The following is a 14,092-nucleotide window of genomic DNA, read 5'->3' on the forward strand; positions in this document are numbered from 1 at the left end:
CAAGAAAAAAGAAATTATAAAGTTGATTTTTATAGCATTATGAATTATTGCAATAAAAGGTATTTTGTTGTTTTATAAGCCTAAGTATCTTTTATTATTGTTTTGATTATTAGTGTCTTGCAAAAAATGAATTGTCAGAATATAGCAGTGAAAAGTAATGTTCTCTATGATTTGACGTCATCTTTGAATATCGGTGGGGAGATAAAATGTAATGATACCTATTCTATTAGTTCGATTATAAGTTATAATCCGTGGACTTTTGCTGATAACAGAAAGATGAAGCATCTTCTTATACAACCGGAACTCAGGAAATGGTTTGGCGATGTTTTTCAGGGAAGTTTTGTTGGTATACAGGCTCATTATGCTCGTTTTAATGTCGGAGGGATACTATCCGATTATCGTTTTCAAGGAAATCTGGTTGGTGGCGGGATTTCCTACGGATATCAATGGATGATAAGTCCGTTGTGGAATCTGGAGGCCAGCATTGCGTTTGGATATGCTTATTTGAGTTATGATAAGTACGGGCGGAAGGAGGGGGCATCTCTGATAGAAAAGGCGCATACTAATTATGTCGGTCCGACTCAGATAGGTCTCTCTTTAGTCTACTTTATACAATAAAAAAACGATAAATATGAAAATCAATTTGCTCGTGTTATTGGGCTTATTCTTTATTAGCAATTCTTTATCTGCAAAAGATATCGATGTGGAGATAAAATCGCAATCCTGTTTTGTGGAAGGGGATTCGCTAATGGTGTCGATAAAATACATGGTCAATGCGCATGATTTTGCATCAGACGAAGCCCTGACGCTTATTCCGGTTATTAAAGAAAACAGGCAGGAAAAAGAGTTGCCTCCTGTTTTATTAAATGGTAAAAAAAGACATCGTACTTATGAACGGAACCGGGTTTTAAATAAGAGAAAAGGAATTAAAGGCGAGGACTTTTTTCTTGTAAAGGAACTGTCGGAAAAAGAACCTTGTGAAATAGTCTATACTACTTCTGTTATTGCGGAGAACTGGATGCGTAAACCTGAGTTGTTTTTGAAAATGAACCGGTTGACTCATTCCGGGGAGATTGTTAGGGAAGAGGTCCGTTTGATGAAATCCGGTTTGTCTCCGGATAGCGGGAAACCGCTTGTTGTGGAGGGGGCCGTTTCTCCGTCGACAGTGTCCGGCCTGTCAGGATTAAAGGCATCTTATATTTCTCCTGAGAGCGATGCAACGGATATACGTAATCAGAAAGAGCTGAATTTTAATCTGGAGGAAGCCCGTGTAGTGGCTGAAATGAACCCTCAGATGCTTTCTTTGCGTGAGCTGTATATGGTTGCATTAAGCTATAAAAATGAACCGGAACAGTTTTATAAGATAATCGAAACAAGCGTCAGGATTTATCCGGCTCATCCGGTAGCCAACCAGAATGCGGCAGCGGCAGCCATCGAACAGGGAAACTGGCAGGCAGCCGGACAGTATCTGCAAATGGCGCCCCATGAAACGTTGGCCTATAAAAACTGTAAGGGTGTGTATGAGTTAATGACCGGAAATTTGTATGAGGGTATCCGTTTGCTGAAGTCTGCAAAAGCGGAAGGCTCGGAAGAAGCCGGCATGAATCTGACATTATTTTTTGAGAATAATAAACGTCATTGAGTTAGTCTGGAATATTATTTACTAAATACTTTTATCGTATGAAAAACAAACTTTTTGTGAAATCGGTATGGCTGTTATGCCTGGCTTTGGGGCTGGCCGGATGCATTAATGATGCAGATGTTTTGCCGGAAAATAATTCCGGTTTTGTGGATGGAGGAGAAGGAAATGTCCGTTTTGCTTTCGTTGTGCCCAACAATTCTTCAACTAAAGCTGGGGATGCCGAAACTTCGGGTATTTATGAAACCGGAAATGCGAACGAATATAATGTGAAGTCGCTTAATGTCTATCTGTTTAATTCGGATACGAAGGCTTTATATAAAAAGATTCGGCTGGAAAATATAACGCGTACGGCCGGTCCGCAATTACCGGAAAATAGCTCATCCGGAAATCAAAACGAGCATGTAGTGAAATATACGGCCAACCGAGTGTTGATAGACCCGGGTACGTATGATATCTTTACGATTGCCAATGGAGATGTTACGGGGTCTTTCAGTACGGAAAATGAGTTTATAAACCTGGTGGATAGGTCTACTTATAAGGATGGTTTTGGAGTCTTGACCGAAGACGGCACATTGCAGATGACAAACCGTGCCGATAACAGCGGTTTGTATGATGGTACGACCGATTCAAATCTGAAAGTGACAGTTCGTGAGATTTTGCCGTCGGAGGAACCGGATATCGTGACTATCAATCTGGAACGTGTGATGGCTAAAGTCCTGGTCGGGCAGTCGAAAGAGGATTACAGCCTGGTTGACGGAAATGGAAAAGAGTATGTTTCCATCAGTCTGACCGGATTCCAGTATATCAATTTGAGCCGGTGGTTCTATACGTTTCGTCACACGGCGGTGCTGACAGCCAATAATGCTCCTTCTTCCTATACTATTGCTAATGGAAATTTTGGAGAGATAAATGCGAATAACGGTTATGTGATTGACCCTTATTTCTTTTCGAAAACGGTAGATGGGGCGAAAGGGTTTGATAATCCGGATGGTTATTATGCTTATCCATTGACCTCTGTGGCTGAAAGCTGGCAGTCGGTTCCGGTTGATGCGTTCCACGGTTTTTATTGTCTGGAGAATTGCATGTTTAAAACGGCACAGTTGAATGCTTATTCGACCGGAGTACGGTTTAAGGCAAGTTTTGTTCCCGGTACGCTTTGGGGAGAAGGTAAAGAAGCAACTAGTGCAAGACCTGATGCTATTTATTATGCGAACTATAAATTTTATAGCAGTATCAAAGCGATGAAAGATGCCGGACTTAAACTGGATGGCATTACGGAAGATTCGACTGATGAAGAGTTGGCTAAGTTCTTTGTGAAACGTTACCGGAAAGATCCGGAAGGTAACAATTACTATTGCTATTATAATTATTGGATCAGGCATCTGGATAATAACAAGGAAAATGAAATGGGAGTTATGGAGTTTGCGATAGTACGAAATAATATTTACCGTTTGCTGGTGACGAACATCTCCGGACTTGGTTCTGGAACACCGGAGATCGATCCGGAAAAACCTGATGAATACGAAGCTTATCTGAAAATGGATTTTAATGTTTTACCCTGGATCGTCCGAAATCAGGGTGGGGACGGAGGCGCAACCCTTAAATAAGTATATATCGTTTTTCGGGAGAACTATTTGTTTCCCGTTAAAACAAGCCAAAAAGTCCCGGATATCCGGGACTTTTTTTGTATGATTTTTTATGTAAAGATCAGAACCACTTTATTTTTCTGAAAATAAAGAAAGCCAATGCCGATAAAGTGATGGAGAAAAGTACGAGGATGACAAAGCCATGTGGCATGTCTTCCACGTAATTGACCACATTCATTCCGTAGAAGCTGGCAATCAGCGTTGGTACCATCAGGATAATAGAGATGGAGGTCATGCGCTTCATGATGGTATTCACGTTGTTGGAGATGATGGAGGCGAAAGCATCCATCGTTCCGGTAAGGATATCGCTGTAAATGTTCACCGTGAGGTGTGCCTGTTTTAACTCTGTTTCGACATCTTCCAGCAGTTCCGCATCCATATACATAGGTTCCTGGAAAATGCTTTGCAGCTTCGAGAGCATCACCTCGTTTCCACGGATAGAAGTGTTGAAGTAAACCATACTTTTCTCTAGTTTCATCAACCGCAGGAGATCTTCGTTACGGATACTCTTTTCCAGGGCTTTTTCGGCACGTGCCACTTCGTTGTTAATCTGTTTCAGATATTTCAGAAACCAGACGGCCGATGAGTGGATCAGGCGCAGGATCAGGTCGTATTTATGACGTACGACAAGTTCTTTACGCCGGCTATAACGGATGAAATCAGGCAATAACTCGGTTTTGTGATAACATACCGAGATAATAATCTCATTGTTGGTGATGATACCGATCGGAACGGTGGTGAAGGGAATACCGCTTTCCTTGCTTTGTACCGGGATACGCAGGATAGTCAGCAGCCAGTTTCCTTCATATTCGATACGCGGACGTTCGTCGGTATCGGCGATATCGCTCAGGAATGATTCGGGTACGTGAAATTGATTTAGAAGGTATTGGATGTCTTCGGGTGTAGGGCATTCTACATTTACCCAGCTGTTAGGAAGCCACTGGTCTTTCTCCACAAAACCGGCTTCACAATAAAGAAATGTTTTCATTATTGCCTCCTTTCGTTGTTAACACGAACAGAGGTAATAAGAAACCCCCGTCCGCTAATTTTTACTTGTTAATGTTTCTCGCGGAATACTGTCGTCCATAATTAGTTAATTACTTTTTACGGCTGCAAAGGTAAAAAAAAGGAATGAATACCAAATAAAAATCGTATTTTTGGTGTCCGAAAATTACAAAAGAGAATGGCAGAAGGAACTAAAAATACCGGGAGAGGAAACTCCGGAAGGGGAAAGCAAAAACCTGTGGTCGTGTCCGATATGGGGCGTCTACAGCCACAGGCACGCGAGTTGGAAGAGGCCGTTTTAGGTGCCTTGATGCTTGAAAAGGATGCTTATTCGATCATTAGTGAGATATTGAAGCCGGAGTGCTTCTATGAAAAGTCGCACGAGATGATCTATGCAGCTATTGTGGATTTGGCAGCCAGCCAGCGTCCGGTCGATATGCTGACCGTGACGGAACAGTTGAGGAAACGCGGCGAATTGGATCAGGTGGGCGGACCGTTTTATATTTCGCAGCTCACCAGTAAAGTTGCCAGTAGTGCGCATATCGAATATCATGCCCGTATTATCGCCCAGAAATATCTGGCAAGGGAGTTGATCTCTTTTACGGCCATGATACAGGGGAAAGCATTTGATGAGACGATCGATGTGGAAGACCTGATGCAGGAGGCCGAAGGTAAATTGTTTGAGATTTCGCAACGGAATGTAAAGAAAGACGTGACCCAGATCAATCCGGTTATCAAGGATGCGATGGATATGTTGCAGAAAGCGGCAAACCAGAAAGAAGGTTTGAGCGGTACGCGTACCGGTTTCGATGCGTTGGATAAGATCACTTCGGGGTGGCAAAATTCCGACTTGATCATTATCGCTGCCCGTCCTGCGATGGGTAAGACGGCGTTTGTACTTTCGATGGCGAAGAATATGGCGGTGAACCATAATGTGCCGGTTGCTTTGTTCTCGCTTGAAATGAGTAACGTTCAGTTGGTAAACCGTCTGATCGTGAATGTATGTGAGATACCGGGTGAGAAGATTAAAAGCGGACGCCTGGAAAGCTATGAGTGGGAGCAGCTTGACTTCAAGATTAAAGAGTTGTATGATGCTCCGATTTATGTGGATGATACGCCGAGTCTTTCGGTGTTCGAGTTGCGTACAAAGGCGCGCCGTCTGGTACGTGAACATGGGGTAAGATGTATTATCATCGACTACCTTCAGTTGATGAATGCGAGTGGTATGAGTTTCGGTAGCCGTGAGCAGGAGGTAAGTACCATCTCCCGTTCATTGAAAGGGTTGGCGAAGGAACTGAATATCCCGATTATCGCACTTTCGCAGTTGAACCGTGGTGTGGAAAGCCGTCAGGGAGCCGAAGGAAAGCGTCCGCAGCTGGCCGACCTTCGTGAATCCGGAGCGATCGAGCAGGATGCGGATATGGTTTGCTTTATCCACCGTCCCGAATATTATAAGATTACGGAAGATGAACGCGGTAACTCGCTGGTCGGTTTGGCGGAGATCATCATAGCCAAGCATCGTAACGGTGCGACGGGGGATGTGCGTTTGCGATTCAAGGGCGATTATGCGAAGTTCATGAATATTGATGAAGATGTGGCTGTCCGTGAGTTTTCATCGAATATGAACAGTGACGATCCGTTACCACCGATACCGCCTGCCGGTGCAGATTTCCTGAACCAGGGCAGTAGTAACGAGGTCCCGTTCTAAATTAGTCGGATATAAGATTATGTGCGGCCTGTTCCCGGATTTGCGAAGGGGACAGGCCGCATGTTTGGCACGGGCTTTGTGGAATGGAAAGAACAACAATTAGAAGGATTGCCGGCTTAATCGGCTGCCGGTTTTTCCTTGGGGATCGTTGAGGCATTTCCGTTCCTGAACGCCGTATAGTGGGGCGACAGGATCTCGACACCGGCCTTATCGAAATAGTCCTGGATGTTCTGATGCAGGTCTGAATAGATGCTTGTCATCTTGTCCGCTTCCTGGATATAAGCGTTGATCTGATAAACGGGGTAGAAGTCGCTCAGGGACGTTTCGAGGACGAAAGGAGCCGGTTCGGGCATCACTCCGGGCGTTGCCTTGGCTGCCTCGATCAGAAGCTGGTGTACCTGACGCCATGGCGTGTCATAGCCGATCGTCACTTCGGAATGGATGATAAGCCCGTAACTTCTGGCCGACGAACTGTAATTGACCGTCTGTGAAGACATAATGAATGAGTTCGGTATCGTTACAATCTCGTTCTTTATCGTGCGGAGGCGGGTGACGAACGCTGTCTTTTCGATTACATTACCCACCGTATCGTTCAGTTTAATCCGGTCACCCTGTTTGAAAGCACGCATATAAGTGATAACGAATCCGGCAATAATATTCCCGATCACCGTGCTCGACCCCAATGAAACGATCAGCCCGACAAAGACCGATACTCCCTGGAACACGCCCGAATTGGCACCCGGCAAATAAGGATAAATCATAGCGATCATAAACGCATACAGCAGGAATCGGACGATATGATAGGTCGGCATCGCCCAATCCGCATAAAAGCCGTTAATCTTCAGCCTTCCCGCATCTATTTCCGTTGCCAGGTAACGGATTCCACGGATAATATATTTTATAGCCAGGCAGATCACGATGATCGTAAACAGGTTGGGGATATAATCCAGAATACCTACCAGGATGCTTTTTACCGGATTCCAGATGTAATAAGCGATTTTGTAGGCGAGCTCTTTAGTCTGCGGGAAGATCGAAAAGAGGATCGGGATCGTCAGCACCAGCAGGATGAAAAGCAGCAGGTAGCGTACGATGCTTGCCATAAAGACCAGTAGTTTGACCTGCTTTTGCGTATCCAGTATCTCGTAGTTCTGGATGGAGATTGGTTTTACCTGGTATCTTTCAGTTGTTGGATACGTGCTTTTGCTTTTTGGTAGAGCCAGGAAGAAAGGCGGAACAGCAGGTATTGTCCCAGCAGCACCAGCATGAAATAGAGGGCGTGTTTTCCCGTTTCCCACCAATTTTCATGAAGTTTGCTGTCCTTTAGTTTGTCAACCGTTTCCTGGTGCAACGAATCCAGTTTCTGGATCTGTCCGGCTTTCAGTTTGAAGGCGGCGTCTGTCTTTTGTATGGCGGACGAGTCGGTATGTGTCAGGGTCGTATCGGCCGAGAAAATATCCTTGATTACTTTTTGCAGTTGGGCGTTTGCCGTTGTGTGCAGGAATAATAAGAGCAGGAAAATGTATAAAGTTTTGTGCCGTTTCATTTTGACGTTCATTTTTATTGTTGATTTACATACAACAAAAAGAAACGGGATAGGTTAAGTGAAAAAAAATTATAAAAGGCGGCTGCCGGAGATTAGAATCCTCCAGGTAGCCGCCTCCGTGTTATCAGATAATCTGATTTATTATAATTTTACCAGGGAGTGATCGTCACATTGCGGAACTCCACTTCCTTACCTTCGCTCTGCAAGCCGATATAACCGTCTTTCTGCTTGTTCCATCCGGTGTTCTGATAAACGCCGTTGATATAGACGTTGATCTTTCCGTCTTTCACATAGATGTTGGCCTCGTTCCATTCGCCGGCAGGCTTTTCGCTGCTCGGAGCGTTCTTTTTCACCACTGGGAAACCAGGACGGGGTTCACCTGGCTTGCCCTGGTATTGCATCAGGTCGGAGCCGCCCAGAAGGACAAAGTCACCCGCATTACCCAGCATCAGGTTACATTCTATTCCGTTCGGGAACGGATTCTTCGGATCGGCGATCAGCAGGAAAATACCGCTGTTCGCATTCTGGTCACCGTTCGGCCAGCGCCATTCCACGTGCAGCTTGTAGTTATCGTACTTTTCTTTCGTGTACATATAACCGAAAGGCTGGCCTTTGATCTTGATCACACCGTCGCTTACGGAATAAACCTGTTCGGGCGGAACGGAATTTTTGTCAACGACAAAGTTCCAGTTTGACAGGTCTTTTCCGTTGAACAACTTGGTTGTCTTCTGTGCATTTGCGTCGCTTCCGAAGCACAAAAATGCTGCGGCTATGGCCGCCATGCAGAGCATTCTTTTTTTCATGGTTCTAAATGAATTATGAATAATAAAATAGTAATTAGTCAACAATAAGTTTGCGATAACGTACACGCTTCGGTTCAGTGTCGCCACCCTGCTTGCGTTTGTATTCTTCGTATTCGGAATAAGTACCTTCATAGAAGACCACATTCGAATCGCCTTCGAACGACAGGATATGTGTACAGATACGGTCAAGGAACCAGCGGTCGTGCGAAACGACAACGGCGCATCCGGCGAAGTTCTCCAGACCTTCTTCCAGGGCACGCAGCGTGTTCACGTCGATGTCGTTGGTCGGTTCGTCGAGCAACAGCACATTGGCTTCGGCTTTCAGTGTGATGGCAAGGTGCAGGCGGTTACGTTCTCCACCTGACAAGACGCCGCAAAGTTTTTCCTGGTCGGCTCCTGCAAAGTTGAAACGTGACAGGTAAGCACGCGAGTTGATTTCTTTTCCTCCTACGCGGATAAATTCCTGTCCGCCGGAAACAACCTGGTAGACTGTTTTATTCGGGTCGATGTCTTTATGTGTCTGGTCGGCATAACCTACTTTTACGGTTTCACCCACTTCGAATGTACCTTTGTCGATGCTTTCCATGCCCATGATCATCTTGAATAGTGTTGTTTTACCGGCACCGTTCGGACCGATCACACCCACGATACCGTTCGGAGGAAGCATGAAGTTCAGGTCGTCGAACAATAGTTTTTCACCGAATGCCTTGGCTACATGTTGCGCTTCGATCACCTTGTTACCCAGACGGGGACCGTTCGGGATAAAGATTTCCAGCTTGGCTTCGCGTTCTTTCTGGTCTTCATTCAGCAAGGCTTCGTAGGAGTTCAGACGAGCTTTACCTTTAGCTTGGCGAGCTTTCGGAGCCATGTTGATCCATTCCAGCTCGCGTTCCAACGTCTTGCGGCGTTTGCTGGCCTGCTTTTCTTCCTGAGCCATTTTCTTAGTCTTCTGATCCAGCCAGGAAGAGTAATTGCCTTTCCAGGGAATACCTTCGCCACGGTCGAGTTCAAGAATCCAACCGGCCACGTGATCGAGGAAGTAACGGTCGTGTGTGATGCAGATCACTGTTCCGGCATACTGCTGCAAATGTTGTTCCAGCCAGTCAATAGACTCGGCATCCAGGTGGTTGGTCGGCTCATCGAGCAGCAACACGTCCGGCTGTTGAAGCAACAGACGGCAAAGAGCTACACGACGGCGCTCACCTCCGGACAGCGTATCCACGATCTGGTCTTCAGGCGGGCAACGCAGGGCATCCATTGCACGCTCCAGGCGGCTGTCGAGGTTCCAGGCGTCGGTTGCGTCGATCTTATCCTGCAATTCGGCCTGACGGGCGATCTGCGCATCCATCTTGTCCGGGTCTTCCAGCACTTCAGGATCACCGAACTTTTCGTTTACCTCTTCGTATTCTTTTAATGTATCAACGATTTCCTGTACTCCTTCCTGTACGATCTCCTTTACGGTTTTGCCTGGTTCCAGTTTCGGGTCCTGTTCCAGATAACCTACCGAATATCCGGGTGAGAAGACCACTTCTCCCTGATATTCCTTTTCAATGCCGGCTATAATCTTCAGCAACGTAGATTTACCGGAACCGTTCAGACCGATGATACCGATCTTGGCTCCATAAAAGAAAGACAGATAAATATTTTTCAGTACTTGTTTCTGCGGCGGGAAAGTCTTGCTCACGCCTACCATCGAGAAAATAATTTTCTTGTCGTCTGCCATATTTTTAAGAATGTATTTTGTAATTTTTTTCCAGGACAAACTTACATAAATATCTTCAGATTCTAAAATCTATGGTGGTATTGTATTCTTCATATACCCTTTCAGCCTTTTTTGCACCTTTTTAAATGAGTAGTGATACACGATGGCCAGTAACAGTATTAGTCAATGGCGAATATGTGGAGGTGACACCTGAAAAGATCTAGTTCCGGTTATGTACAGTGAGCCAATGTGTTTCGTTTGTTAGATGAAAAAAAATTCAAAAAAGTCATTGGAATATTTGCATAATAAAAAACAACCTTCTATCTTTGCACCCGCATTACAGAAGTAACGCACCGGATGATTCGCTAGCTCAGCAGGTAGAGCACATCCCTTTTAAGGATGGGGTCCTGGGTTCGAACCCAGGCGGATCACTTTTATAAAATAAACCGCTGTAAACTAGGTGTTTATGGCGGTTTTTTATTTGCCTACTGGCAGAAATACTGGATCATACCGAAATCCTGAGGGAAAAGATTAAAATATTCTTATCTTCGCTTTTTTAAATGTCAGTCGCAATTGGAAGTTAGTGGCAGAAGGCACGCAAATATCGGTTGAGTTTGCGTCTTTTTTAAAAGCATTGGATCGACTCTCGTGCAATAAGCATTAGTTCGTTGGCCGATCATTATGGAATGGAGGCCAAGCAACTTGAATCATAATACAAGAACCATCTGAGTGATTTTAGAAAATGGGAGCAACTTGCTCATGCTCAGGATTGGATTCTATTCGAGAAAAATATAGGACCCTATGTTGGCCTGGATGAAACCCCTCTCTACCGGTGAACTCTATACCATCCTAATCAACAAGGAGGCAAAAGGGAAGAAGGGAACAATAATAGCCATGATCAAAGGGACGTCAGCAGAGAAAGTCTCAAAGGCCCTTCTCAAACTCTCGCGCCGTTGTCGTTTTCAAGTTCGGGAAATTACTCTGGATATGGACCCAATATGGCTCAAATAGCGCGTATCTGTTTTCCTGCCGCCAAGCAGGTGATTGATCGTTTCTTTTTATTTAGACTAGCTAATATTTATGTATAATCTTTTCCCTCAGGATTTTGGTATGATCCGAGGAAATAATGGGTAGGTATAAAAAAACGAGATGGTCTGCTTTCACAAGCGGGCCATCTCTTATTAACCAAAACCTTAACTATGAAAAAATTTACGTTTTTCACCAGCAAATGTACAATTTATTTTTTAATAACCGCATGGAAATATTATTATTTTTCCTCAAGGTTGCATTTTTAACATTTCTCCTCGTTGCATGTCGATAGACTTGGTCTGAGTATCTATGTGCATAATCCGCGTGTTCGCTATTGGATAACTTGTAGCAGATGGCGGGAGCAATAATGTCTGTTTTGCCAAAAGGAATCACACATGAGGTAGTACCTGGTGTGAATATCCTTTTTTCAGTAGGATATAAATATTGTTTTGAATAGGTGATTCTTTCCTGGTTGGGTTGGAAAATGATCATACTGATACATATTTCATAATCAGGTCCGGTCGTTTTGCCAATGCTGCCGTTATGAACTTCAGGTGTTTACCCAGATTCTTTTGAATATCACCTTTTATAGGTTCAATTTGTGCAATACAGATTCTCATATAATTATTCCATTTTAGTTTTAACAGATTGATTATTTTCTCCGGCTTGTTTGTAGTTTATTTTCCTTGTTTCGTCATCTGAAATGACGTGATTCGTCGAATAAGTCTTTTCCGGGTTGCAATAGAGCCTACTTTTGCATACCAATTTATTATTAATGTGTATGAAAAAGTATATTTTGATTTTCCGGACATCCGTAAGAAATAAACAAGATATAAAGCGTATCGAAACGCTTTTCGTCCAATTCCCCCAAATCGACAAATGGCATGTGGACTTGGAGAATTGGGAGAAGGTATTGAGGATAGAATGCCGGGAAATGATTCCGGCTACCATCCTAAACGCATTACAGACTATCCATATTTATGCGAAGGAGCTGGAATAGCATCTGTCGCAAAAACTATAGGTCGGACAACGAGTCGAGGTTTTTCCCCATGATATAAGGTAAAGAACGGCGTATCTTTTCGGTGGGCCAGTCCCACCATTGTAATTCCAGCAACCGGGCGATTGTTTCTTCGTCGAAGCGTTTGCGTATTTCCCTGGCCGGCGTTCCGCCTACGATGGTATAAGGAGGGACGTCTTTGGTGACGACTGCCCGTGCTGCTATGACAGCCCCGTCTCCGATATGTACGCCTGCCATGATTACAGCCTCATAACCTATCCATACATCGTTGCCGACGACGATGTCGCCTTTGTTGTCCCAGGCAGAGGCGACGTCTTTTTATCCAGGTCCCACTCTTCGAAGATAGGGGAAATGTATAATTAGACAGGGAATCTAATGTATGGTTGGCACTGTTGAAAAGGAATTTCGCTCCACAGGCGATGGAACAAAACTTGCCGATTATCAGTCGGTCTTTATTGATCGGATAATGATATAAAACGTTGTTCTTCTCGAACTGGGTCGGATCGTTGACAAAATCGTTGTATATCGTATAGTCGCCGACAAGGATATTGGGGTTTGTAATGACTGTGTTCAGGTAGATAGTCTGAAAGTCGTTTGTACGTGGATATGTTTTCATTTCTTTTGTTTTACAAGCATAATTACCGGATTATCTTCTTCATCCAACCTCGAGGTTATTTCTTTCAATTTTCCCTCTTTCAGTTGGTCTTTCTTGTAAATCTCAACGAGAGGGGAGGCATTTAGACTGGTGACGTTTTCGATTTCGCGATTAATTGATTTCGCAATTAATTGATTTCGCAATCATAGCCACGGTTCTTTTTTCTGCATAGTCATTATTGTATACGGCAACTTGATACAGGCTTTTTTCTTCCTTGTCGTACACCAGTTCATCCGTATAGAATCCGTTACCCTTTTCAAAATTGAATACATTTTTAACGGTTTCCATAAAATAATAACGGTCGGTATGAATACCCATATAAAGAAAAACTTCGGGCTGCATGTTATGCGCAGAGGGAGTTCTTACGATAAAGGGGGTTAATGTTCCATCCGGTGCGTAGTTATACAATGTGTCGGCTGATGCGTCCATGAGTGTCCATTGACCGTGGCTCAGGCGTATTTGGTAAGAATAACTTGCCACAAAGTTACTCCCATCGGTCACTATCGGTGAGTTAATCGTTTTAAAAGGGATAAAAATCTCCCGTGTGATGCTTCCATCCTGTTTGGATAGAATAACATGGTATGCTTTGCTTCTGTCCTTTCCTTTATTATGATAATCTGACATATCATAGCAAATTAAATTATTTTTGTCGTAATCAAAAACAGATGAAACTTCCCAGTCCAGGTTCAGACACCGTTTGAATTTTCCGTAAAGGTCGTACACCAGGATTTTATTGCCCGGCGACTTTACGAATATTTCGCCATTGCTTTCATCGAGAATAATCTCGTTAATCCTTGTATATTCTTCCGCTCCTGGCCCTTGCCGGTTTATCTTTCTTACTCCTTTGCCTGTTTTTCTGTCAAAAATAAAAATATCCCCGTCGTTATTCCTGTTTGTCACCAGTAAGCATTTTTTTCCTACATCTTTTACCAGACCTTGTGTAAGAAACTCGTCGGTGGTTTCAAGCGCAATGTATTCCACATCCATAAAATCCTGAAGAATCAGTTCCTTTTTAGGATAGCTTTTCGATACGTCGACGGTGATTAAATCATCGGTTGACTGTTTGTTTTCTCCACACCCTGCCAATACCACCAACAGAATGATTGCTAGAATTGTATTCGTTTGTTTCATTGCAACGATCTTTATGTGACAAACATACATAAAATAATCGTTGCATTGTATGCGAACCGAATAAAAATCAAGATAACTCTCTATAACGATTCTTTTTTGTTTAGGATAAAAAGAATGAAAATACTAATGTTTTTTTATTTAGAGGTAGGTGTAAATCGATTTAGACCTACCTCTAAATGAAAATAGACCTACCTCTAAATTTATTTTACA

9 protein-coding genes, 1 tRNA gene and 4 pseudogenes are annotated in these 14,092 nt (G+C 43.8%); 7 read left to right on the plus strand and 7 right to left on the minus strand.

What is annotated here, in order from left to right; genetic code table 11:
- Nucleotides 1–93: 93 nt before the first annotated feature.
- Genes DXA15_RS22475 through DXA15_RS22485 form a run of 3 tightly spaced genes read left to right on the plus strand, consistent with a single transcriptional unit; the run spans nucleotide 94 to nucleotide 3,249 of the window.
- On the plus strand, nucleotides 94–618 hold the full coding sequence (locus DXA15_RS22475; protein WP_255420004.1) for a DUF3575 domain-containing protein: 525 nt from the start codon (nucleotides 94–96) through the stop codon (nucleotides 616–618).
- A 13-nt stretch (nucleotides 619–631) separates the two neighbouring features.
- Complete coding sequence (locus DXA15_RS22480) at nucleotides 632–1,642, plus strand: DUF3868 domain-containing protein (protein ID WP_128135508.1); 1,011 nt, start codon at nucleotides 632–634, stop codon at nucleotides 1,640–1,642.
- Between the two features lie 38 nt (nucleotides 1,643–1,680).
- Nucleotides 1,681–3,249 (plus strand): Mfa1 family fimbria major subunit, encoded by a 1,569-nt coding sequence (locus tag DXA15_RS22485; protein ID WP_128135509.1) that lies wholly within the window; start codon nucleotides 1,681–1,683, stop codon nucleotides 3,247–3,249.
- A 100-nt stretch (nucleotides 3,250–3,349) separates the two neighbouring features.
- Here DXA15_RS22485 and DXA15_RS22490 read toward each other — a convergent pair whose 3' ends face one another.
- Complete coding sequence (locus DXA15_RS22490; RefSeq protein ID WP_128135510.1) at nucleotides 3,350–4,276, minus strand: magnesium transporter CorA family protein; 927 nt, start codon at nucleotides 4,274–4,276, stop codon at nucleotides 3,350–3,352.
- Between the two features lie 195 nt (nucleotides 4,277–4,471).
- Between DXA15_RS22490 and dnaB the strand changes: the two genes are divergently transcribed.
- Entirely contained in the window at nucleotides 4,472–6,001 is a 1,530-nt protein-coding gene (dnaB, locus tag DXA15_RS22495) for a replicative DNA helicase (RefSeq protein ID WP_128135511.1), read from the plus strand.
- A 116-nt stretch (nucleotides 6,002–6,117) separates the two neighbouring features.
- On the opposite strand, the pseudogene DXA15_RS22500 reads toward dnaB, so the two are convergent.
- From DXA15_RS22500 to ettA, 3 genes and pseudogenes are all read right to left on the minus strand, one after another.
- Nucleotides 6,118–7,556, minus strand: a pseudogene (locus tag DXA15_RS22500) (mechanosensitive ion channel family protein).
- Nucleotides 7,557–7,693: 137 nt separating this feature from the next.
- Entirely contained in the window at nucleotides 7,694–8,347 is a 654-nt protein-coding gene (locus tag DXA15_RS22505) for a DUF1080 domain-containing protein (protein WP_044214392.1), read from the minus strand.
- 34 nt (nucleotides 8,348–8,381) lie between these two features.
- Nucleotides 8,382–10,070 (minus strand): energy-dependent translational throttle protein EttA, encoded by a 1,689-nt coding sequence (ettA, locus tag DXA15_RS22510; protein WP_128135512.1) that lies wholly within the window; start codon nucleotides 10,068–10,070, stop codon nucleotides 8,382–8,384.
- A 338-nt stretch (nucleotides 10,071–10,408) separates the two neighbouring features.
- Here ettA and DXA15_RS22515 point away from each other — a divergent pair.
- Both DXA15_RS22515 and DXA15_RS22520 read left to right on the plus strand, forming a co-directional pair.
- Nucleotides 10,409–10,480: transfer RNA gene (locus DXA15_RS22515), tRNA-Lys, on the plus strand.
- A gap of 294 nt (nucleotides 10,481–10,774) precedes the next feature.
- Nucleotides 10,775–11,122: pseudogene (locus DXA15_RS22520) on the plus strand (transposase); the annotation flags it as partial.
- 444 nt (nucleotides 11,123–11,566) lie between these two features.
- On the opposite strand, the gene DXA15_RS27755 reads toward DXA15_RS22520, so the two are convergent.
- The gene (locus DXA15_RS27755) at nucleotides 11,567–11,698 is read right to left on the minus strand and encodes a hypothetical protein (protein ID WP_255420003.1); all 132 of its coding nucleotides are present in this window, start codon (nucleotides 11,696–11,698) and stop codon (nucleotides 11,567–11,569) included.
- Nucleotides 11,699–11,859: 161 nt separating this feature from the next.
- Here DXA15_RS27755 and DXA15_RS22530 point away from each other — a divergent pair, with 161 nt between their 5' ends.
- A complete protein-coding gene (locus tag DXA15_RS22530) occupies nucleotides 11,860–12,078 on the plus strand; it encodes a hypothetical protein (protein ID WP_010803027.1) in 219 nt (72 codons plus the stop codon).
- A gap of 15 nt (nucleotides 12,079–12,093) precedes the next feature.
- Here the strand turns inward: DXA15_RS22530 and DXA15_RS22535 are convergent.
- A pseudogene (locus DXA15_RS22535) lies at nucleotides 12,094–12,712 on the minus strand (CatB-related O-acetyltransferase).
- A pseudogene (locus tag DXA15_RS22540) lies at nucleotides 12,709–13,882 on the minus strand (6-bladed beta-propeller). Before DXA15_RS22540 ends, DXA15_RS22535 begins: the two co-directional pseudogenes overlap by 4 nt.
- Nucleotides 13,883–14,092: the final 210 nt, after the last annotated feature.

Origin of the sequence: Parabacteroides sp. AM58-2XD (genome assembly GCF_003463685.1) — a bacterium.
Taxonomy (GTDB): domain Bacteria; phylum Bacteroidota; class Bacteroidia; order Bacteroidales; family Tannerellaceae; genus Parabacteroides; species Parabacteroides segnis.

Excerpts from the sequence above, each read along its gene's own strand:
- DXA15_RS22480 (WP_128135508.1), top strand. The coding sequence starts at position 632 with ATGAAAATCAATTTGCTCGTGTTATTGGGCTTATTCTTTATTAGCAAT.
- DXA15_RS22490 (WP_128135510.1), bottom strand. The coding sequence starts at position 4,276 with ATGAAAACATTTCTTTATTGTGAAGCCGGTTTTGTGGAGAAAGACCAG.
- DXA15_RS27755 (WP_255420003.1), bottom strand. The coding sequence starts at position 11,698 with ATGAGAATCTGTATTGCACAAATTGAACCTATAAAAGGTGATATTCAA.
- DXA15_RS22485 (WP_128135509.1), top strand. The coding sequence starts at position 1,681 with ATGAAAAACAAACTTTTTGTGAAATCGGTATGGCTGTTATGCCTGGCT.
- ettA (WP_128135512.1), bottom strand. The coding sequence starts at position 10,070 with ATGGCAGACGACAAGAAAATTATTTTCTCGATGGTAGGCGTGAGCAAG.
- dnaB (WP_128135511.1), top strand. The coding sequence starts at position 4,472 with ATGGCAGAAGGAACTAAAAATACCGGGAGAGGAAACTCCGGAAGGGGA.
- DXA15_RS22505 (WP_044214392.1), bottom strand. The coding sequence starts at position 8,347 with ATGAAAAAAAGAATGCTCTGCATGGCGGCCATAGCCGCAGCATTTTTG.
- DXA15_RS22530 (WP_010803027.1), top strand. The coding sequence starts at position 11,860 with ATGAAAAAGTATATTTTGATTTTCCGGACATCCGTAAGAAATAAACAA.